Source organism: Halomonas sp. KHS3, from assembly GCF_000830495.1.
Lineage (GTDB): Bacteria > Pseudomonadota > Gammaproteobacteria > Pseudomonadales > Halomonadaceae > Vreelandella > Vreelandella titanicae.
Genome location: NZ_JWHY01000004.1, coordinates 479,620 through 500,059, shown reverse-complemented (window position 1 = coordinate 500,059; position 20,440 = coordinate 479,620). Strand labels below are relative to the sequence as shown.

Sequence of the window (20,440 nt, the reverse complement as noted above, 5' to 3'; positions counted from 1 at the left end):
TAGCGTTGCACTACTAGTAACTTGAACGCTTCATTATGTTTCGTCATGAAAAACACCCCAATCGTTGGATGAGCGTCCAACTTTTGGGGTGCAGTTCAGAAGCTGCCCTTTTGGGTTTATAACATTCACGCCCTGCGTCTACTTAGTATCGGCTAAACGGCGCTCAAACAGCGCCTGTCGCTCTTCAACATCGGGTTGGTAGCGAACGCTGATAAAACTTAGCGCGCGCAGGGCATCCTCGGGATGCTGGTCATCGCGCAGCGCCATGGCAGTAAAACCACAACGGCGCATATACTCCAGCTGATCGACCAGGACATCACCCACCGCGCGCACTTCGCCGCTATAGCCGTAGCGCTCGCGCAGCAGGCGGGCGATGCTGTAGCCACGGCCATCGGTGAAGGCAGGGAAGTCAATAGCGATGGCTACGGCATTACCAAGCTGTTTGCCTAATTCGGCCGTCAGCTCGGTATCGCTGGTGAGTAGTGGTGCCAGCTCAGCGTCTTCCTGATTGGCCTGCCACAACGCCAGCGGCACAAACGCTGGGCGCTGTTCGGGCAGGGTGTCTGCATCGTAGGAAACACACCAAGCGTTTTCCGCCGCAAGCTCGCCATTGAAAATCAAGTGATCGACATGAACCGGTGTCTGTTCAACCGCTTCAGCTTGCGTCTCAGCTGTTTTATTAGGCATAGACACGCTCCTTAAAGGGTTTTAGGCCAATACGGCGGTAAGTATCCAAGAAGCGTTCGTCCTCATGGCGCTGCGACACATAGACTTCCAATACTTTTTCAACCACATCCGGCACGTCTGAGCGGAAAAAGGATGGGCCTAAAATCTTACCAAGCGAGGCATCGTCGGTGGAGTTGCCGCCAATCGATATCTGATAGAACTCTTCGCCTTTTTTATCCACGCCCAGGATGCCGATATGACCCACATGGTGGTGGCCACAAGCATTCATGCAGCCGGAGATATTCAGATCCAGCGGGCCAAGGTCATACAAGAAGTCGAGGTCTTCAAAACGTTCCTGCAGCGCCTGGGCAATGGGAATGGAGACCGCATTAGCCAAGCTGCAGTAGTCGCCTCCAGGGCAGCAGATAATGTCGTTGAGCGTGCCCACGGTGGGGTTCGCCATACCCAACGCTTCAAGCTCTTCCCACAGCGCTTCCAGTTCATCGACCGGTACGTCAGAAAGCACCAGGTTCTGTTCGTGGGTAACACGCACTTCACCAAAGCTGTAGCGATCGGCTAAATCTGCGACGGCTTCCATTTGGTCAGCGGTGACATCCCCAGGCGCGTGCTCGCGGCGTTTCAGTGACAGCGTTACGGCCTTATAGCCGGGCACTTTGTGGTCGGTCACGTTGTTGGTGACAAAGCGTGCGAAGCTGCGGTTTTCAGCGCGCAAGCGGTCAAAATCCTCGTTAGCGCTCTCTGCAACCGGGCGACGATCAGGCTCAGGGAAGTGAACTTTGGCTGCGTCGACGGCTGCTTGGTTAAGCGTTTGCGGGCCGTCTTTCAAATGCGCCCACTCTTCTTCCACCCGGCGACGGAACTCCTCAATACCCAGGGCTTTTACCAGGATTTTAATCCGCGCCTTGAACTTGTTATCCCGGCGACCAAACTGGTTGTAAACCCGTACACAGGCTTCCAGGTAGGTGAGCAGATGCTGCCAGGGCAGATCTTCACGTACCACGTCTGCAATCATAGGAGTACGGCCAAGGCCGCCGCCGGCTAGCACTTTCACACGCAGCTCGCCGTCGTCGTTGTGCCATAGACGTAGGCCAATGTCGTGCACTTGAATCGCCGCACGGTCTTGGGCCGCACCGCTGACCGCGATTTTAAACTTACGCGGCAGATAGGCGAATTCCGGGTGCAGAGTCGACCACTGGCGGATTAATTCGCACCAGGGACGTGGATCTTCCACTTCATCGTTGGCGATGCCGGCAAACTGGTCGCTGGTGGTGTTACGAATGCAGTTACCACTGGTTTGAATCGCGTGCATTTGTACTTTGGCGAGATCTGCCAAAATATCCGGCACGTCTTCAAGGGCAGGCCAGTTGAGCTGCAAATTTTGCCGGGTGGTAAAGTGGCCGTAGCCGCGGTCATAGCGGCGGGTGATCTCAGCCAGGGCACGCAGTTGGCTACCCGCCAGCATGCCGTAAGGAATCGCAATACGCAGCATAGGCGCATGGCGCTGAATATAGAGGCCGTTCTGCAACCGTAAAGGGCGAAACTCCTCTTCTCCCAAACGCCCGGCGCGGTAGCGTTCCATTTGGTCGCGGAACTGAGCGACACGCTCGTCAACCAGGGTTTGGTCGTGAATATCATAACGGTACATGTGGCACGATCCTGCTAAAAAGCGAAATGGTCACGTTGAGACGGACGTTAATGTAGCGTCACCTTAACGCGGGCGTCATATTCTTCAAAAGAATATATAATTATCTTTTTATCTCTAAAAGCTATTTAGAACACCAATTACGGGTCAGGCAGACTGTTAGAAAGCAGGGGCCAGCCAGCGGCGTCGTTGCCATACCCATAAAAAGCCGGCTGAGTTTATCAACCGATAGAGCAGTTGCATAAGCCAGATACCTAATAAGCCCTGGTCTAAACCAATCCCGACCCACCAGGCCAGGGGTAAAAAAAGTAGCCACTGCATCCCCAGGGTCAACATCATCACCGTGCGTTGAGCGCCCGCGCCCATTAAGGCCTGGGCGAGCACTAAAGCGGCGGCATCCAGCACAATCATCACGCCGGTTATCTGCAACGGGAGTTTACCCAGCGCCACTAGCTCGCTACTGCTGAAAAATATCCCAAGTACCTGTTCAGGTATCACTAACATCGGCAGCGCCAGCACAAGTAAAAGTAGCCATGCGACTCGCAGCGCATCCAGACCCCAGCGGTGGGCTTCGTGCTGAGCATCGCGGCCTAATGCCTCACCCACCAAGCTCATCGCCGCAACGCCAATCCCCACCCCCGGCAAAATTAGCAGCAGTGAAAGATTAATCAACACATGGCCAACCGCGACACTGGCCGTGCCTAGCTGGCTAAGTAACCAAATGAGTACCGCATAACCCGCTGCAAATAAAAACTGCTGCAAAGAGTGAGGAGCGGCAAGTACCAAGGTCGTGCGCAGGGTGGCTAAGCAAGGTATGCGTGTCAAAAAATGCTGGATAGATGGGCTTTTTATGCTCACCCAACACCAAACAATCAAGCCAATAAACAGCGATAGTGTTGTACCAGCACCCGCACCGCTCGCGCCCATTTTGGGTAGCCCGGCGAATCCATAGATCAACCCCGCACTGGCCGCCACATTGATCAAGTGAACCGCCACAATGATACGCAAGTAGAGATGCGTTTGCTGGCGACCGTTCCAGTAGCCACGAAAGCAGAGCGTTAGCGCAATGGCCATTAGTGACACCACCCGCCAACGAAAATAGTCAACGGCGACGCTTTGAACATCATCGGCTTGGCTAATCAAACCAATCAGCAGCGGTGCTTGCCACCAAGCCCAGACGGACAGCGGCAGGCCAACCACAAGCCCAATCACCAGCCCCGAGTTAAGCGGATAGGCAATATCCGCGTGGGCAGCCCCCTCGCGCTGGGCGGTTTGTGACTGCACGCTGGAGGAGAGGCCAAACACAAGAGCACTGAGCATAAACATGGCGTAACCGCCCACGCCAACACCCGCAAGCGCTACCTCGCCTAAATGCCCCACCAGAACGGCATCGATCAAGTTAAGCATGCTCTGGGAGAGCATGCCCAACATGATCGGAAAAGCTAAGCGCATGACCTTGCCATGGCGACCGGGGACAAACAGCATTAATTAGCTCGGGTCGTAGGAAAGTACTGGTGAGAGCCAGCGCTCCATCTCCTCAAGGGGCATCTGTTTACGCTCGGCAATGGCCTCGACCTGATCCCGGGTAATCTTACCAGTGGAGAAGTATTTCGACTGGGGATGGGCAAAGTACCAGCCGGAAACCGCTGCCGCAGGCCACATGGCGAAGTTCTCGGTCAACGCCAAACCGGTATTCTCGGTGGCATCGAGCAACCGGAATAGCGTGGCTTTTTCGGTATGATCCGGGCAGGCAGGGTAGCCGGGGGCAGGGCGGATGCCCTGATACTTCTCAGCGATCAGGGCATCGTTGTCCAGCGTTTCTTCCGGTACATAACCCCAAAACTCTTTGCGTACCCGTTCATGCATGCGCTCGGCAAAGGCCTCCGCAAGGCGATCCGTCAACGCCTGCACCATAATCGCATTGTAGTCGTCGCCTGCCGCCTCATAAGCTTTGGTGAGCTCATCGACACCGTGCCCGGTGGTGACCGCAAAGCCGCCAATCCAGTCGGCTTTGCCACTCTCTTTGGGGGCAATAAAATCGGCCAGGCTGTAGCAGATACCGTCACGGCCTTTGGTGGTCTGTTGACGGATATGGAAGAGACGTTCGACGACTTCGCTGCGTGACTCATCGGCGTACACCTCGATGACATCATCATCAACACTATTGGCGGGCCACAGGCCGATAACACCACGGGCCTGAACGCGCTTTTCATCGACCAGCTTGCGTAGCATCACTTTGGCGTCTTCAAACAGGTTGCGGGCTGCCTCGCCGACGACTTTGTCGTCGAGAATTTTGGGGTACTTGCCCGCTAGCTGCCAGCTCATAAAGAACGGCGTCCAGTCGATGCGTTCGATCAGTTCTTCCAGATCGTAATCATCGAAGGTTTTTAACCCCAACATATTGGGCTCGGCGGGGGTGTGGTTGTTCCAGTCGGTGCGAAAACGCCGCTTGCGCGCCTGAGTGTAGTCAAGATCCGCTGCTTTGGGGCGGCGCTTGGCGTTACGCTCGCGAACTTTTTCGTACTCTTCACGGATCTCGGCGACGTAAGGTGTTTTTAAAGCAGGCGTCAATAATTTGCCCGCTACGCCAACGGCCCGGGAGGCGTCGGTAACGTAAATTACCGGGTGTTCGTACTGCGGCTCGATTTTTACCGCGGTATGCGCTTTAGAGGTGGTGGCACCGCCAATCAGCAGCGGTAGATCCATACCCCTGCGCTGCATCTCTTTGGCAACGTGCACCATTTCATCCAGCGACGGGGTGATCAGCCCGGAAAGACCGATAATATCGGCGTTATGCTCCTTGGCTGCCTGCAGGATCTTGTCTGCGGCGACCATGACACCGAGATCGATCACCTCGTAGTTATTACACTGCAAGACCACACCAACGATATTTTTACCAATATCGTGGACATCGCCTTTGACCGTGGCCATGACGATCTTGCCTTTGGCTTTGGTCTCTTCGCTCTTTTCGGCTTCGATATAGGGGATTAAGTAGGCCACGGCCTGTTTCATGACCCGCGCAGACTTAACTACCTGGGGCAGGAACATTTTGCCGTCGCCAAACAAATCGCCGACCACGTTCATACCATCCATCAGCGGGCCTTCGATGACCTCAATAGGGCGTTCGGCCTCGGCGCGGGCCTGTTCGGTGTCATCCTCAATATACACCGTAATACCTTTAACCAGCGCGTGTTCGATACGCTTGTTAACCGGCCAGCTGCGCCACTCAAGATCCTCTTTTTTAGCGGCACCGCTGCCGTCGCCTTTATACTTATCGGCAATATCCAGCAAGCGCTCGGTGCCGTCGCTGCGGCGATTGAGCACCACATCCTCTACTGCGTCGCGTAGCTCGGCGGGGAGGTCGTCGTAAACAGCGAGCTGGCCCGCGTTGACGATACCCATGGAGAGTCCTGCGCGGATGGCGTGATAGAGAAAAGCCGAGTGGATCGCTTCGCGCACCGGGTTGTTGCCACGGAACGAGAACGAGACGTTAGACACCCCGCCAGAAATCATCGCGTGGGGCAGGTTTTCGCGAATCCACTGGGTCGCTTCGATAAAGTCGACCGCGTAGTTGTTGTGCTCCTCGATGCCGGTGGCGATGGCAAAGATATTGGGGTCAAAGATAATGTCTTCGGCGGGGAAGCCGATCTCATCCACCAGCAGGCGGTAGGCGCGCTGACAAATTTCAGTTTTGCGGGCGAAGGTGTCTGCCTGGCCCTCTTCATCAAAGGCCATAACGACAATGGCAGCACCAAAGCGGCGGCACTTGGTCGCCTGTTCGCGGAAGGCGGCTTCGCCCTCTTTAAGCGAGATGGAGTTCACCACCGCCTTGCCCTGGACGCACTTCAGGCCGGCTTCGATGATCTCCCACTTGGAGGAGTCGATCATAATCGGTACCCGGGCGATATCCGGCTCACCGGCAATCAAGTTAAGGAAGCGCTCCATGGCTTCCTTGGACTCGAGCATGCCCTCGTCCATATTGATATCGATGACTTGCGCACCGCTTTCGACTTGCTCCAGGGCGACCTCTAACGCCGTGGTGAAGTCCTCTTCTACTATCAAGCGCTTAAAGCGCGCCGAGCCGGTGACGTTGGTGCGCTCGCCGACGTTGACGAACAGCGAATCGGCTTCAATATTGAACGGTTCTAGACCGGATAAACGGCAGGCGCGGCTGCGCTCAGGAATGACCCGGGGCGCCATATCTCGAACAGAATCAGCAATGGCGCGAATATGCTCGGGCGTGGAGCCGCAGCAGCCACCGATAATATTCACCAACCCGCTGGCAGCAAACTCGCTGACAATCTCCGACATCTCTTCCGGCGTTTGATCGTACTCACCAAACTCGTTGGGCAGGCCCGCATTGGGGTGGGCGGAGACAAAGGTATCGGCTTTGGTAGCGAGCTCTTCCAGGTAAGGACGTAGCTCCTCGGCACCCAAGGCACAGTTCAAGCCTACCGACAGCGGCTGAGCATGGCGTACCGAGTTCCAGAAGGCTTCGGTGGTTTGACCTGAAAGCGTACGCCCCGAGGCATCGGTAATGGTGCCGGAGATCATTACCGGCAAGCGCTCGCCGCGATCATCGAACAGCTCTTCCAGGGCATAGATCGCGGCCTTGGCGTTAAGCGTATCGAAGATGGTTTCGATCATGATCAGATCGGCACCGCCTGCAATCAGCGCTTCAGCGGCTTCATAGTAGTTCTCACGCAGCTCATCGAAGGTGACGTTACGCTTGGCGGGATCATTCACATCCGGCGATAGCGACGCGGTGCGCGAGGTGGGGCCTAACACACCGGCAACATAGCGGGGCACGCCGGTTTCAGCGGCCACTGCGTCGCAGACCTCACGAGCCAGGCGCGCTGATTCACGGTTGAGTTCAACCACCAGCGATTCCATGCCGTAATCAGACTGTGACAGCTGAGTGCTATTAAAGGTGTTGGTCTCAATAATGTCGGCACCGGCTTCCAGGTAGTCACGGTGAATCCGCGTGACCACTTCGGGGCAGGTTAGCGCGAGCAGATCATTATTGCCTTTGAGATCCGAGGGCCAGTCGCTAAACCGTTCGCCGCGAAAATCTTCCTCGCTCAACTGGGCATTCTGCAGCATGGTTCCCATGCCGCCATCCAGAATCAGGATACGTTGGGCAAGGCGTTGGGTGAGGGTTGCGATCAAAGCACTATCAGCCATGGCAGGGGGAGTTCTCCAGCGTCACAGTCGTCAAAGGGGATGTTGTTATCGTCGGAAAAGCAGCATCTGTCGTTATAAGGCGCATAATGATAACAAAAGGGATGGCAAAAGGCGCCCCTACGGAGGCTATACGCAAGATAAGGAAAGATAATTAATAGTCGCTCGTAAAAAGAGCTGTTTAAAATAGCCGACTAAAACAGTCGGGATTGTGTCAGCGCGCTGTTTTGCTTACCATAGACACAAATGACATGTGAAGTGGCGCCGCCACTACCACGGGAGGAAGACAGCCCTCATGACCACGACTAGCGAAAAAGAAACCAGTGTCGATACCCAAGGTATTGATATTACAAACAGTGCGCAAGAATACTTGGCAGAACTGCTGGAAAAGCAGAACGTTGAGGGTATTGCCGTACGCATTTTCATTACCCAGCCGGGCACACCCTACGCGGAAACCTGCCTGGCTTACTGCCGCCCCGGCGAAGAAGAGCCTACCGATGTCACGCTGGAGCTCGAGAAAATCAATGTATTTCTCGATAAAAACAGCTTAGCGTTTTTGGAAGAAGCGGTGGTGGATTTCAACGCCGACCGCATGGGTGGTCAGCTGACGATCAAAGCACCCAACGCCAAGATGCCTAAGGTCAATGCCGATAGCCCGCTGGAAGACCGTATCAACTACGTACTTTACAGCGAGATCAATCCTGGGCTGGCGGCCCACGGCGGCGAAATCAAGCTGGTGGAACTCACCGAACAGCAGTACGCAGTGTTGGCCTTTGGCGGCGGCTGCCAGGGTTGTGCAGCGGTTGATTTAACCCTGAAAGATGGCGTTGAGAAAACCCTGATGGAGCGCATTCCAGAGCTTGCCGGTATTCGCGACGTTACCGATCACAGCGATACCACCAACGCTTACTACCGCTAAATAAGCGATAGTAAGGCTCAAAAAAGCCCAGCTTGAATCGCTGGGCTTTTTTACTACGTCTCCAGGTTGATTACTGGCCTGGCTCACTGCCCTGTTTTGAAAGCGCATCGGGTAGCGCCGTTAGCTGTGTTTGCAGCGCTTCCATGCGGCTCCAAAGCTTCTCTTGCCACGCTTGCTGTAGCGCAGCTTCGCGCTCGGCATGCTGCTGGGCTTGGCGATCTAATGCTGCCTTCGCCTCATCTAGCTGCTCGGTTAACACTTGTTGCTGCTTCTCCAGCGATGTAATTTGCTGCGTCTGCTCACCAAGCTGTTGTTCGCGCTGGCTAGCCTCCAGCTGCAGAGTGTGCAGGGCCTGCTGCTTTGCCTTTAGCTCCTGACTCAATGCCTCAATACGCTGCTCAGACTGCTGCAGACGTTTTTGGAAAGTCTTCTCTTCCTGGGCGCGCGTCTGCTGAGCGCTATCCAGCATCGCCATTAGTCTTCCTTCAGCCGCCTCATGGCGCTGCTCCTCTTGTGCTAACCGCTGCTCCCACGCTACCTGCTGCTCGCTGAGGGCATTGCTATGCGCATCGCGCTGTGCATCTGCTTGGCTCTCTAGCTGTTTTTGTACCTGCTTCAGTTGAGTTACTTCTTCTTGGGATGCTTCGGCTTGTTGATGCCAGTGATGTTCGCTGGTTTGACTGGCGGCTAATTCCCGATTTAACGCTTCCAGGCGCTGCTCCATATGACGCAAGTGCTCGGCGAGGGCGCTTTCGCGCTGTTCGGCGTTAGCGGCCTGCTGTTTAGCGTCCTCCGCGAGCTGCTGGGCCTCTGCCACTTGGCGATTGGCATCTTCGCGATAATGGAGCAGCGCTTGATTCGCTACCTCCTGGGCCTCGCGCCATAGCTCGCTGGCCATGGTCACCACGACTTCCGGCACACCCTTGGGCGGCGGCACGTCGCGATTCTGTTCCCGCTCACTGCGCCACAAGCGGAAGTGATCACTAATCGTCGTGAAGCTGCCGGTGCCCAGCACATCGCGAATACGCTGCACGCTGGGCGTGTCGCCCCGGGCCAACAGGGCATCAATGGCTTGTTGAACATCGCTGTACTGAATGCCGTTGCGGGCCATGAAATGATCCTTCCTTGAGAGCTTCTGTAACCACCATTGTCGGGACTTGTCGTATAAAAGGCAACAATTACGTATTATGTAATACGTAATTTTATTTATGATAATGTGCATAAATTCAAGATTACCCGTATTATCTTGAATTTATAGGGCTACAGGAGCACACTTAAGGCCAGATAATATAAACATCGGCTAAAAAGAAGAGAGTGGCGACGGGCATGGCGAACGAGGTTATTACACCCACTGGTCAACTACAGATATTGAAAGATTCGCCAAATGGCGGACGTATTAGCGCCCAAAACGATGCCCAGGCAGTGACCGCATGGCTTGAAGAGTACGTGGATAGCCCACAAACCTGGAAAGCGTACCGTCGCGAAGCGGAGCGGCTGCTGCTCTGGCTCGCCAGCCAAGGGCACACGCTGGCCGATATCAACCGCGAAAACCTGCGCCGCTTTGAAGCCTTTCTCGCCGACCCACAGCCAAGCGAGCAATGGGTAGGGCCCTCCAAACCCCGCGCGCACCCGTCGTGGCGGCCATTTCGTGGCGGTTTATCACCCGCCAGCCAACGCCAAAGCCTGGTGATACTGCAAGGGATGTTTGCCTGGTTGGTGGAAGCAGGCTGGGTTCACCACAATCCGTTTCGCTTGATGCGCGATAAATCGCGGCGCCTGAATAATCAAACGCCGCGTGTTGAGCGCTATTTGGAAAGTGATTTGTGGGCGTGGCTGTGGGAGTGGCTGAATAGCCCGTTAGAGGCTGGGGAGGGCAGTCGTGCCCGTTTTGAACATTCACGACGGCGCTTTATCTTTGGCTTTGCCTATTTGCTGGCACCGCGCATCAGCGAGATGGCCGATGCACGTATGGGGGATTTCCAGCGCAGCGAAGGGCGCTGGTGGTGGCATGTGGTGGGCAAGGGAAACAAGATGGCGCGCATTCCGTTGCCTGACGATATGCTTGATTGTTTGCGCCAGTGGCGCCATACGCTGGGATTGCCTGAATACCCTGAGCAGTTTGAAGCTGAAGCACCGGTGCTTCGCGCTCTGGATGGACAGCGTGGCCTGGGCCATAACCAGCTTTATCGGCTTATTCGCGCAACGTTTCAGCAGGCGGCACAAGCACTTGAAGATATTAACGGAGCATCGGAACATGTGACCGCGCTTAACCTGGCAACGCCGCACTGGTTACGGCACACATCGATCACCCATCAGGCTCAATCGGGTATTAGCCTGCGTCATCTGGCCGAAAGCGCTCGACACGCACGCCTCGACACCACCTCACGCTATCTCCATAGCGAAGACAACGAGTGGCATCTTGAACAGCAGCGACATCGATTGACTGTTTCCGACACAACCTCCCTCAAGACACCTTCGAGCCGTTATAATGGCCACAATGAGTAACCCTATGACGCAAAATGTCAGTCGCCAATATTCAGCCAATTCCAATAGAGAAGGAAATAGCATGAGCACTTCCGGCGCCGAACAGGCCCAGCAAGAGCTAATCGAAGATTTCGAAATATTTGATAACTGGATGGATCGTTATCAGTACATTATCGATATGGGCAAGCAACTGCCTGACTTTCCCGAAGAGTGGAAACTCGAAGAGTTTAAGATACAGGGCTGCCAGTCAAACGTGTGGATGCGCCATGAGGAGGAGGGCGATAAGCTGGTGTTCAAAGCGACCTCCGATGCCGCCATCGTATCCGGCCTGATTGCCGTATTGCTGCGCATTTACAGCGAACGCACCGCCGCTGAGATTCGTGCTACCGAGCCACACTTTTTGGCGGATCTGGGATTGGATAAGCACCTTTCACCTACGCGCAGCAACGGCCTGCATGCCATGCTGGAGAGGATCTACGCGGTAGCGCAGCAGAAGTAGGAAAACAAGCTAGCGAGGGTGATGGTCACAGCAAGAGGGCGGCGATCCCTTTTCGTCATCCTCGCGGCAAAGCTGTTCGCTGCGGCCACCGGGCACCGGATCCATACCGCCAGGATTGCCCGGGTGGCACTTAACGATCCGCTTAACGGCCATCCAGCCGCCCTTGATGGGCCCATGCACCTGAATCGCTTCAATCGTGTAGGACGAACAGCTCGGCCAGAAGCGGCAGCGCGGGCCTAAAAGGGGGCTGAGCGTATATTGATAGACTCTAACGCAGCCAATCATCACCTTCATCAATACCCAACGCGGGCCTGAGCGCAGGGCTGATATTAACCGAGTCATAGCTTGCATAGGCAGAACTAGGTTTTTTTGCCGTACAGGTCGTCAGGATCAATCAGCGGATTGCTGGTAATTGAGGCCTGCTCTCCATCCACGGCAATATAGAAACAGCTGCGCCGCCCGGTGTGGCAAGCAGGCCCTGTTTGTTCAACTTGCAACAACAGCGTATCACCATCGCAATCCAACGCAGCAGAAACAAGCTGCTGCTGCTGGCCCGATGACTCACCCTTGCGCCACAGTTTTCCCCGCGAGCGCGAATAGTAGCAAACACGCTGGGTGGTTAACGTCTCTTCCAGCGCCTCACGGTTCATCCAGGCCATCATCAACACTTCGTTAGTATCGTGCTGCTGAGCAATGGCAGGGATCAAACCATCAGCATTAAAACGCACCGCGGCTAGCAAAGTGGCCACAGCGGGAAGACTATCTTCTGGGGCAGCACGCTCGAGTTGCTTAAACAGAGCATCCGGCGCGACGTGATCAAAACGGGACATAAATTACTCGCTAACTGTTCGGCAGTCCTGACAAAGCCCTTGAAGCTCAATGGTTTGGCGCTCAACGTTAAAGCCCTGGCGTTTTGCCAGCGCCGCCAGTTGATCGCTTATCTCGTCCAAGTGCAGCTCTTCGACATAGCCGCAGTGACGGCAAATCAGTAGTTGAAAACCATGCGCATGCTCTGGGCAAGCGCAGGCCACGTAGGAGTTCTGCGACTCAATGCGATGCACCAAGCCTTGATCAATCAAGAACTCAAGCGCCCGATAAACCGTCGGGGGGCGGGCAGCAGCATGCTCAGTAGAGAGCTTATCGAGCAGGTCATAGGCTTTTAGCCCGCCGCCATTTTCGGCGATCATCTCCAGCACGCGTCGGCGAATAGGGGTGAAGCGGACGCCGCGGATATGGCACTGAGACTCCGCCTGCTGTAGTAGTGTACTCGCTTGGGTCATGGGCAACTCGTTGAACGTTGTTAGCCTAGGCTCTCGTTAGTAGTCTACGCGCCGGTGGAAGCGGTGTCAGAGCTTTCTACCGATTCGCTGTCTACCAGCTCACTTTGTCGCGCAAAATGGTGCTGGGCAAAAGCTACCCGTTGTTTAGCGGGCACGCCATCGGGTTGACGTTCAATCAGATCGAGGCGACGGCGCAAACCTTCACCATTGGTCATTTGAATAGCCAAGCCAGGCCTGGCGTTGAGCTCAAGCAGCATCGGCCCGTATTTACGATCCAGCACCATATCAGTACCCAGGTAACCTAGACCGGTCATTTCATAACAACCCGCCGCTAAGTTAAGCAGCGTTTCCCACTGGGGAACGACCAAACTTGCCAGATCGTGCCCCGTGTCCGGATGACTAAAGCAAGGGCGGTCAAACTGAACGGCGCGCAGGGCAGCCCCGGTAGCGATGTTCAAGCCAACGCCTACCGCCCCTTGGTGCAGGTTAGCTTTACCGTCGGATGCTGCGGTGGAAAGGCGCATCATGGCCATCACCGGGTAGCCCTTGAAGACGATAACCCGGATATCAGGAACACCTTCATAGGTGTAATCCATCAGGCTTTCATCGAAATTAATCAGTGTTTCAATCACCGCCACATCAGGCGAGCCGCCCAATGAGTAGAGCCCTGACAGAATATTCGACACATGTCGCTCAACGTCGGTAAGAGAGAGCGTGGTACCACTAGGCTTGATAAAGGCGTTATCTTCGACCTTTTCAATCACCAGGATGCCCTTACCGCCGCTTCCCTTAGCAGGCTTGATGACGAAGCCCGCGTGCCCCGTGAGCATGGCGCCAATATGCTTAACGCCAAATTGGGTTGTTACGGTGCCAATCAGCTCGGGCGTGGTAATCCCATACTGCTGAGCCAGTAGCTTGGTTTTAAGCTTGTCATCGACAAGGGGATAGAGACGGCGGCTATTATATCGGCCAATGTAGCGAATATTACGCCGATTCATGCCGATAATACCTTTATCCCGCAGGCGCGTGGGCCACGTCCAATTCTTCAGCCAACTCATGAGGGCTTCTCATCGTCAGTGATCGGCTTGAAGCGACGCAGCTCCAATAAACGGTAGCCGGTGTAATTGCCCAGCAGCAAGATCAACGCCATCAATATCAACTGAACGCCCAGGAAGTTGAAGGTGATATGACGTACCCAGGGATTATTCATCGCCAGGTAGGCAAGGATAGCCGTGATCAAACTGCCGCCGCCTTGGATTAGCACCTGCTTAGGGCCTTCCTCTTCCCAAAGTATCGACATCCGCTCGATGGTCCAGGCCAGGATGATCATCGGGAAGAAGGTGATCGTTAAGCCAGCACTGAGCCCCATGCGGTAGGCCAATACGGTGAAGATCGAGATAATCGCAATCACCGTTATGATCACCGCCGAGACCCTGGCCACCAGTAATAAATTCAAGTAGGAGAGATAGTTACGAATAATCAGACCGACGGCAACGATAAGCAGGAAGCCAATCAAACCCGTAGGAAGGGTGGTTTGAATGAAGGCGAGGGCGATCAGCACCGGCATAAAGGTACCGGACGTTTTGATGCCCACCAGCACACGCAAAAACACCACCATTAACGCACCAATGGGAATCAGCAAGATAGTTTGGAATAGCGCTTGCTCCTCCAGTGGCAGGCTGTGAATGGAGAAATTCAGTAGCGTATCTTCAGAGTAGTGGTTGCGCACCGCCGCCGAAGCAGGCTGGTCATGGGTCATCATTGAGAAAGAAACCCGTGAGTTGGTGCCGCCCTGAACTTCTAATACCGCTCGACCACCGGTTTCCCATAGCAGCAGGTTGTCAGGCTTACCTTGCTCACCCGTCAGTGGATGGAAAATTGACCATTCTTCACCTGACTCGTTAAACACCTGAATCCAACTGCTAAGCGTTTGGCGACGACGACCATCTTCCAGAAGCAGGCCGCTCACTTCACGCGCTAATACGCCTGCCTGGTTTAGCAACCGCACCACCAAGGCCGCCGGATTCTCTTGCGTCAGCAGCAGACGGGCATTTTCAGATTGACGCTCGCCGTTAATATCACGTATTAACTCACGGGCGAAGGTGGCGTTATTGGCACTGCGCGCCCAGGCTTGTTCGATAAGCTGATTAGCCGCAGTGTCATAGGGGCTTTCCCAAGGCGTTGTGACGGGGATTTCAGGGGGTGTCTGCACCGGCGAGCGAGCATCTTGAGATACCAGCATCTGAACCGAGTAGTATAATGTTTGGCTACCCACTGCTTCACGAATAGTCCAGCGGGCGGTGCGGCCTAAATCATCCGCCTGATAAGCAAGCCCATACCCTGATGATGCGGTGTTTTCAGTCAGTACACGGTAGCCTGCCTGATGGGAAGGCAACGCCAAGTCGACCTGGACGGGGCCGTCCTGAGCATTAAAGGTAATGCCCGCCTCAATCTCCCACACCTGGCGCTGTTCACCAGGCAACCATGGAATTTCAAACTGCACATGGCGGTGCACGCTGGTCGCTACGCCCGCGACTAGCAAAAGGCCGACAATAATATAGAACATTAACCGTGACATGGAGATTCCTTTCCTCGTGAAGCGTCAGAGCGGTTACTCTTCGCTATCGTCTTCGTCAACTGCTTCATCTTCAGCAGCTTGGTCCGCTGGTTCGCCACCAGGAAATTCGGGGCGCTCATGCAAGTAAGTATCGGCTACATCAATTACCGCAATATCCATCAAAAAACGCCGTCCTAGCAGCACTGGATAATCAAGATGAGAGCGGTCATTGAGGGTAAATTCGACATTTTCACGAATCGGCCCTAGAGTCATTAACAGAGAAATGACGGGGCGTGACTCTTCGCCAGAGGCTTGAACAATGCGCACTCGGCGCACGATAGGCGCTTCAACCCACTCATCGCGCTGCGACTCAACCGCCACGTCGTCGTCGTTCAGCGCCAACTTGAAGCGCACCCAATCTTCACCGTCACGCTCGAAGCGAGTGATCTCGGCAGCAGAAAGGGACGAGGTGTTGGCTCCTGAATCGACTCGCGCTTTGAGGTAGGTGCCAAGGCTTGGTAAGCCAACCCATTCGCTGCGGCCCAGTAACGTTTTAGTGGTCAAGCTCTCATCAATCTCACACTCTTCACGTATGATGACCGGCTCTTCACCGCGAGCTTCCAATTGCTGTACGTCTTGGCGAAGGTAACGCAATAAACTGCCCACTTCACGCATATCAGCGGTCAATGCCTGCTGGTGATCAAGCTGGCGTTGCTGCAAATTAATGCGGGTGTCACATTGTTGCGTTAGCTGGCTCTCTAACTCCAGGATACGAGAATTGAATGAGGCTTCGCTTAAAGGGGGCGGTTGATTCGTTTCCGGCTGGGTTGCTGCACAGCCTGCGATCGAAAGCGACAAGCCAGCGATAAGCCACAAAACACCTGGGCGCATAACGAGAGATATCCTTGGACAATAGGTTGGGGAATGATAAGGAGATGGGGGTCTAGTGTCCAACGCCATCATCGCTTTTGGAGCACCTATTTTATCTAATTTAACATAATATATATTAAGCGAACCAGTGAGGCCGCTATGGGTAAAATTGCGCTCGTCCATTTCAAAAAAGGCAGCCCGCATATTTAGCAGGCTGCCTTCTGATCTATCACGTAGTCTATCTCACGCTAGCACGATTTACTCTGGGGCTGCGTACGAGCCATCTTCCTGGTGAACTTCATTACCTGTGATCGGTGGAGTAAAGACGCAGGCAACCGTCATGCCCTTCTCTTTGCCACGCAGCAAGTGTTCATCATGCTGGTCGAGTAGATAAATGTCGCCTGCTTTGATCGGCCAGATTTTACCGTCAGCCAGGGTTTCAACTTCGCCTTCACCTTCGTAGCAAAACACTGCTTCGTAGTGATTTTTGTAATGGATATGTGTCTCGGTGCCTGGAAAAATGCGGGTAATATGGAACGAAAAACCTGCATTATCGTTGGCCAGAACAAGGCGCGTGCTGTCCCAGTTACCATTTTCAGCGGTCACTAGGCGATCTGTTTTACGCGCTTCATCAAGATTACGAACGATCATAGGAGTACTCCGTTGCAAAACGACTGGCGACTACCAGCCGCTATATCCCTAACTAAAAACTGTGAGCTACTGCTTCAGCGTAACGCTTAATATACCGCCAGGTTATTCGCTAGCAACAGCTTTAACGCACATTTCGAGAATATCCAAACCTTCCAGCAGGTCATCATCGCTAATGGTTAGCGGGCATAGGCACTTAACCACTTCACCATCCTGACCACTGGTTTCAATTACCAGACCATGCTCAAAGGCTTTACTGGTAATTTTATCGGCAATATCACCCGACACAACGTCAATACCGCGCATCAAGCCACGACCACGTTCAGTGGCAGGCATGCCGTGCTCCGTTAACAGCGCTGCTAACTTCTGGAAGCGCTCTTCTACAATACGCCCTTTGCGCTGAACATCACGCTCAAAGGTGTCATTAGTCCAGTATTTTTTCAACGCAGCGGTGGCGGTCACCATCGCCAGGCTGAAACCACGGAAAGTGCCGTTATATTGACCCGGTTTCCATTTATCCAGCTCTGGGCGCATCAAAACATGGGCAAATGGCAGGCCAAAACCGGAAAGCGATTTCGAGTTGGTAATAATGTCGGGCGTAATACCCGCGTGTTCGAAGCTAAAGAACTTACCTGTACGGCCACAACCTGCCTGAATATCATCGATAATCAGCAGAATGTCGTGGGCACGGCAGATCCCTTCGAGACGCTTCAACCACTCCAAGCCTGCAACGTTAATACCGCCCTCGCCTTGCACGGTTTCAATGATGACACCCGCTGGAATATCCAAACCGCCAGATTTGTCGCTGAGCAGCTTTTCAAAATAATCCAGCGTATCGGTATGCTCACCCATGTAGCCATCATAAGGCAGGAAGCTAGCACCCTGGGTGGGTATGCCACCCGTGGCTTCACGGAATTTACGATTACCCGTGGTCGCCAAAGCCCCCATGGTGACGCCGTGGAAACCATTGGTGAAGGTGACAATGTTGTGACGGCCTTTAGCCACACGAGCCAAGCGGATAGCGGCCTCTACGGCATTGGTACCGGTTGGGCCAGGCAGATGCACTTTATAATCCAGCCCGCGTGGCTTGAAAATAACTTCTTCCAGCGTTTCAAGATAATCACGCTTGGCATTGGTCCACATATCCAAACCGTGAACAACACCGTCAGTCGACAGGTAATCAATCATCGCCTGTTTCATATGCGGATTATTGTGGCCGTAGTTCAGCGTGCCCGCGCCGGCGAGGAAATCAATGTACTCACGGCCATTCTCATCGGTTAGGCGCGCATTTTGCGCTTTGGTAAATACCACCGGAAACGAACGAGAATAAGTACGTACATTGGATTCCATGCGTTCAAGCGTCTGGGTCTGCATTAGCGACCTCCTTGGTTGATCATTTTAACTTTAGGCATTACTTGCCCGAAGCAACATGAGCGGGAAAAACGGTAAGTCCGATACGTGTATCTAGCAAAACGACGTATTAGATGCGATCTGTTTGGAACGGGCCGATACGAACCAGGTTTTCCGGGTCATGCTCTCCTCCGAGCTGTTCGGTAGAGAAGTATTCGCGGCTATTGAGCGGCGCATGCCAGCGTGCCGCCAAGCGACGGAATAAGCCCCAAGAGGCTAGATTGTCAGGGGTGATGGTGGTTTCAAGGTGATGCACATCATCAAGCTCAGGGCGGGACATAATAGCCTCGACCAAGCGTCGCGCTAGCCCTGTACCACGTGCTTTTTCACCGACAGCCACTTGCCATAAAAAGTAGGTGTCTGGAGCATTATCCTTAACATAGCCAGAAACAAAACCAACGATTTCGCCCTCTTCATTGGTAGCCACTGCGCAGGTATCACGAAACTGAGTCGCCAGTAGCAAGTAGGCGTAGGCTGAATTCACATCCAGCGGAGGGCAAGCTTTGACCAGCTCGTAAACTCCCCAGCCATCATCCGCATTGGGTTTGCGAATAAACAGCGGCATCTCCGCATGACCCACAACAGCATCAGCCACCGTTGGCCTAGCAAGGTCAGCAGAGGGGGTAAAAGGTTGTGTCGGCGTACTCATAGTTATGCTTCGCTGTAGCGAATTTGATGTTCATTATAACAGCTGATTATGAGCAATTCAAAAATCATATTATTCTACACCTCGCTTTCCATAATTTTTTGTTATGATCGAGTAGCATAACCACCGCTCGCCGCTATCTCTTTTAGAATAGTGCAAGTAGCCTACAAAAAAAGGCGCGCCCATGGGCACGCCTTCACTTTTAATATGCTTATCTGCGTGTCAGCGTACGCAGCGTGACGAACTCCTCGGCCCCCGTTGGGTGGATGCCTACGGTGCGGTCAAAGTCCAGCTTGGTAAGGCCAGCTCTTACCGCGATAGCAATTCCCTGAATAATTTCACCCGCGTCATCTCCGACCATATGGGCCCCTACGACCACATCGGTAGCATCGTCCACGACCAGCTTCATTAAGGTGCGCTCTTGGCTACCCGATAGGGTGTGCTTCATGGCGCGAAAATCGGTGCTATACACGCGAATATGGGTGAATTTTTCCCGCGCGGCCTCCTCGGAAAGACCCACGGTACCGATGTTGGGATGGCAAAAAACGGCGGTAGGGATCGTAGTGTAGTCCAACGGTTTGGGAACCGTATCGGCAAAGTGGGCGTCGACAAGCTGCATCGCCTCAGCCAGTGCTACCGGTGTTAATTCCGGCCCAGCCGTCAGGTCGCCCAAGGCTAAAATTGAAGGCAGCGCTGTTTCAAACCGCTCGTTTACGGGGATTTTGCCCGCCTCATCCAGGCATAGGCCCAACGCTTCAAGCCCTAGCTCACGGATATTCGCCTTGCGCCCTGTGGCTGCGAGCACCACATCGACTTCAAGCACGTTGCCGTTGGTAAGGTGAACATTGTAGCCGTCTTGGCTGCGCTCAATACGCTCGATGTTAGTGTTGAAATGGAGGTTGACTCCCTTTCTTTCCATTTCCGCGCAGGTGAACTCGCGAACCTGTTGATCAAAGCCTTTTAAAAACAGCTCGCCACGGTAGATGAGGTGCGTCTCGCTGCCCAGACCATTAAAGATACTCGAAAATTCCACCGCAATATAGCCACCGCCAAGCACTAAAAAGCGCTTAGGAAAAGTATCTAGATCAAAAATCTGATTGGAATCCAGTGCGTGTTCACTGCCAGGAAAATCGGGTACCCAGGGCCATCCACCAGTAGCCAGAACGATTTTTTGTGCAGTCACCGATATATCGCCATGCTCGCCGCTTAAGGTCACCGTGTGTGCATCGGCCAAGCGTGCTCGTGCATTGAAGAGCGTTACTCCAGCGCCTTCCAGCATGCGCTGATAAATGCCATTCAGGCGCTTGATTTCACTGATTTTGTTGTCGCGCAGTGTGGCCCAATCGAAGCTGGCGGGGCCAGGCAGCTGCCAGCCAAAACCTGCCGCATCATCAAAACTGTCATGGAAATGGGCAGCGTAGGAGTAAAGCTTCTTGGGCACACAGCCAACGTTGACACAGGTTCCGCCCAGGTAGCGATCTTCGGCAATGGCCACTTTGGCGCCGGTAGCCGCGGCCATACGCGCGGTGCGTACACCACCAGAGCCTGCGCCAATAACCAGAAGGTCATATTCGTATTCAGAAACGTCTGCCATGATTTGCTCCTGGGGAGTTAGAA

18 protein-coding genes are annotated in these 20,440 nt (G+C 54.1%); 3 read left to right on the top strand and 15 right to left on the bottom strand.

The window, feature by feature from the left end:
- Window positions 1-138: 138 nt before the first annotated feature.
- The 4 genes from RO22_RS13130 to metH form a co-directional block, all read right to left on the bottom strand.
- Entirely contained in the window at window positions 139-687 is a 549-nt protein-coding gene (locus tag RO22_RS13130; RefSeq protein WP_041158467.1) for a DUF934 domain-containing protein, read from the bottom strand.
- The gene (locus RO22_RS13125; protein ID WP_027959435.1) at window positions 680-2,332 is read right to left on the bottom strand and encodes a nitrite/sulfite reductase; all 1,653 of its coding nucleotides are present in this window, start codon (window positions 2,330-2,332) and stop codon (window positions 680-682) included. Before RO22_RS13125 ends, RO22_RS13130 begins: the two co-directional genes overlap by 8 nt.
- 156 nt (window positions 2,333-2,488) lie before the next feature.
- Entirely contained in the window at window positions 2,489-3,814 is a 1,326-nt protein-coding gene (locus RO22_RS13120) for an MATE family efflux transporter (protein WP_041158466.1), read from the bottom strand.
- Window positions 3,815-3,817: 3 nt separating this feature from the next.
- Window positions 3,818-7,513, bottom strand: a complete 3,696-nt coding sequence (gene metH / locus RO22_RS13115) for a methionine synthase (protein ID WP_041158465.1) — start codon at window positions 7,511-7,513, stop codon at window positions 3,818-3,820.
- Window positions 7,514-7,805: 292 nt separating this feature from the next.
- On the opposite strand from metH, the gene nfuA reads away from it, so the two are divergent.
- Complete coding sequence (gene nfuA, locus RO22_RS13110) at window positions 7,806-8,429, top strand: Fe-S biogenesis protein NfuA (RefSeq protein WP_041158464.1); 624 nt, start codon at window positions 7,806-7,808, stop codon at window positions 8,427-8,429.
- Window positions 8,430-8,499: 70 nt separating this feature from the next.
- Here nfuA and RO22_RS13105 read toward each other — a convergent pair whose 3' ends face one another.
- A complete protein-coding gene (locus tag RO22_RS13105) occupies window positions 8,500-9,540 on the bottom strand; it encodes a DNA-binding protein (protein WP_041158463.1) in 1,041 nt (346 codons plus the stop codon).
- A 215-nt stretch (window positions 9,541-9,755) separates the two neighbouring features.
- On the opposite strand from RO22_RS13105, the gene RO22_RS13100 reads away from it, so the two are divergent.
- The gene (locus tag RO22_RS13100; protein ID WP_041158462.1) at window positions 9,756-10,934 is read left to right on the top strand and encodes a tyrosine-type recombinase/integrase; all 1,179 of its coding nucleotides are present in this window, start codon (window positions 9,756-9,758) and stop codon (window positions 10,932-10,934) included.
- Window positions 10,935-10,995: 61 nt separating this feature from the next.
- Entirely contained in the window at window positions 10,996-11,412 is a 417-nt protein-coding gene (locus RO22_RS13095) for a SufE family protein (protein WP_027959429.1), read from the top strand.
- A 9-nt stretch (window positions 11,413-11,421) separates the two neighbouring features.
- On the opposite strand, the gene yidD is transcribed toward RO22_RS13095, so the two are convergent.
- The 10 genes from yidD to gorA all read right to left on the bottom strand — a co-directional run bounded on the left by yidD (window position 11,422) and on the right by gorA (window position 20,417).
- Window positions 11,422-11,754, bottom strand: a complete 333-nt coding sequence (yidD, locus tag RO22_RS13090; RefSeq protein WP_027965443.1) for a membrane protein insertion efficiency factor YidD — start codon at window positions 11,752-11,754, stop codon at window positions 11,422-11,424.
- Between the two features lie 17 nt (window positions 11,755-11,771).
- The gene (hisI, locus tag RO22_RS13085) at window positions 11,772-12,242 is read right to left on the bottom strand and encodes a phosphoribosyl-AMP cyclohydrolase (protein WP_027959427.1); all 471 of its coding nucleotides are present in this window, start codon (window positions 12,240-12,242) and stop codon (window positions 11,772-11,774) included.
- 3 nt (window positions 12,243-12,245) lie between these two features.
- On the bottom strand, window positions 12,246-12,692 hold the full coding sequence (locus tag RO22_RS13080; protein ID WP_027959426.1) for a transcriptional repressor: 447 nt from the start codon (window positions 12,690-12,692) through the stop codon (window positions 12,246-12,248).
- A gap of 44 nt (window positions 12,693-12,736) precedes the next feature.
- Window positions 12,737-13,750, bottom strand: coding sequence for an alpha-L-glutamate ligase-like protein (locus RO22_RS13075; protein WP_009286711.1), 1,014 nt, complete (start codon window positions 13,748-13,750; stop codon window positions 12,737-12,739).
- A complete protein-coding gene (locus RO22_RS13070; RefSeq protein ID WP_009286710.1) occupies window positions 13,747-15,270 on the bottom strand; it encodes an inactive transglutaminase family protein in 1,524 nt (507 codons plus the stop codon). The genes RO22_RS13075 and RO22_RS13070 overlap by 4 nt, the downstream gene beginning before the upstream one ends.
- A gap of 33 nt (window positions 15,271-15,303) precedes the next feature.
- A complete protein-coding gene (locus RO22_RS13065) occupies window positions 15,304-16,140 on the bottom strand; it encodes an ATP-dependent zinc protease (RefSeq protein WP_022523469.1) in 837 nt (278 codons plus the stop codon).
- A gap of 237 nt (window positions 16,141-16,377) precedes the next feature.
- Complete coding sequence (locus tag RO22_RS13060; protein WP_022523470.1) at window positions 16,378-16,770, bottom strand: ectoine synthase; 393 nt, start codon at window positions 16,768-16,770, stop codon at window positions 16,378-16,380.
- A gap of 102 nt (window positions 16,771-16,872) precedes the next feature.
- Window positions 16,873-18,141 carry a diaminobutyrate--2-oxoglutarate transaminase gene (gene ectB / locus RO22_RS13055; protein WP_022523471.1) on the bottom strand — a complete coding sequence of 423 codons (1,269 nt, stop codon included), beginning with the start codon at window positions 18,139-18,141 and terminating at the stop codon, window positions 16,873-16,875.
- Between the two features lie 106 nt (window positions 18,142-18,247).
- Complete coding sequence (gene ectA, locus RO22_RS13050) at window positions 18,248-18,826, bottom strand: diaminobutyrate acetyltransferase (RefSeq protein ID WP_009286706.1); 579 nt, start codon at window positions 18,824-18,826, stop codon at window positions 18,248-18,250.
- Between the two features lie 208 nt (window positions 18,827-19,034).
- Window positions 19,035-20,417 (bottom strand): glutathione-disulfide reductase, encoded by a 1,383-nt coding sequence (gene gorA, locus RO22_RS13045; protein ID WP_041158461.1) that lies wholly within the window; start codon window positions 20,415-20,417, stop codon window positions 19,035-19,037.
- Between the last annotated feature and the right edge of the window lie 23 nt (window positions 20,418-20,440).

What these genes read in the sequence shown, in the direction of transcription:
- RO22_RS13130 (WP_041158467.1), bottom strand. Translation starts at nt 687, where the DNA reads ATGCCTAATAAAACAGCTGAGACGCAAGCTGAAGCGGTTGAACAGACA.
- RO22_RS13125 (WP_027959435.1), bottom strand. Translation starts at nt 2,332, where the DNA reads ATGTACCGTTATGATATTCACGACCAAACCCTGGTTGACGAGCGTGTC.
- RO22_RS13120 (WP_041158466.1), bottom strand. Translation starts at nt 3,814, where the DNA reads ATGCTGTTTGTCCCCGGTCGCCATGGCAAGGTCATGCGCTTAGCTTTT.
- metH (WP_041158465.1), bottom strand. Translation starts at nt 7,513, where the DNA reads ATGGCTGATAGTGCTTTGATCGCAACCCTCACCCAACGCCTTGCCCAA.
- nfuA (WP_041158464.1), top strand. Translation starts at nt 7,806, where the DNA reads ATGACCACGACTAGCGAAAAAGAAACCAGTGTCGATACCCAAGGTATT.
- RO22_RS13105 (WP_041158463.1), bottom strand. Translation starts at nt 9,540, where the DNA reads ATGGCCCGCAACGGCATTCAGTACAGCGATGTTCAACAAGCCATTGAT.
- RO22_RS13100 (WP_041158462.1), top strand. Translation starts at nt 9,756, where the DNA reads ATGGCGAACGAGGTTATTACACCCACTGGTCAACTACAGATATTGAAA.
- RO22_RS13095 (WP_027959429.1), top strand. Translation starts at nt 10,996, where the DNA reads ATGAGCACTTCCGGCGCCGAACAGGCCCAGCAAGAGCTAATCGAAGAT.
- yidD (WP_027965443.1), bottom strand. Translation starts at nt 11,754, where the DNA reads ATGACTCGGTTAATATCAGCCCTGCGCTCAGGCCCGCGTTGGGTATTG.
- hisI (WP_027959427.1), bottom strand. Translation starts at nt 12,242, where the DNA reads ATGTCCCGTTTTGATCACGTCGCGCCGGATGCTCTGTTTAAGCAACTC.
- RO22_RS13080 (WP_027959426.1), bottom strand. Translation starts at nt 12,692, where the DNA reads ATGACCCAAGCGAGTACACTACTACAGCAGGCGGAGTCTCAGTGCCAT.
- RO22_RS13075 (WP_009286711.1), bottom strand. Translation starts at nt 13,750, where the DNA reads ATGAGTTGGCTGAAGAATTGGACGTGGCCCACGCGCCTGCGGGATAAA.
- RO22_RS13070 (WP_009286710.1), bottom strand. Translation starts at nt 15,270, where the DNA reads ATGTCACGGTTAATGTTCTATATTATTGTCGGCCTTTTGCTAGTCGCG.
- RO22_RS13065 (WP_022523469.1), bottom strand. Translation starts at nt 16,140, where the DNA reads ATGCGCCCAGGTGTTTTGTGGCTTATCGCTGGCTTGTCGCTTTCGATC.
- RO22_RS13060 (WP_022523470.1), bottom strand. Translation starts at nt 16,770, where the DNA reads ATGATCGTTCGTAATCTTGATGAAGCGCGTAAAACAGATCGCCTAGTG.
- ectB (WP_022523471.1), bottom strand. Translation starts at nt 18,141, where the DNA reads ATGCAGACCCAGACGCTTGAACGCATGGAATCCAATGTACGTACTTAT.
- ectA (WP_009286706.1), bottom strand. Translation starts at nt 18,826, where the DNA reads ATGAGTACGCCGACACAACCTTTTACCCCCTCTGCTGACCTTGCTAGG.
- gorA (WP_041158461.1), bottom strand. Translation starts at nt 20,417, where the DNA reads ATGGCAGACGTTTCTGAATACGAATATGACCTTCTGGTTATTGGCGCA.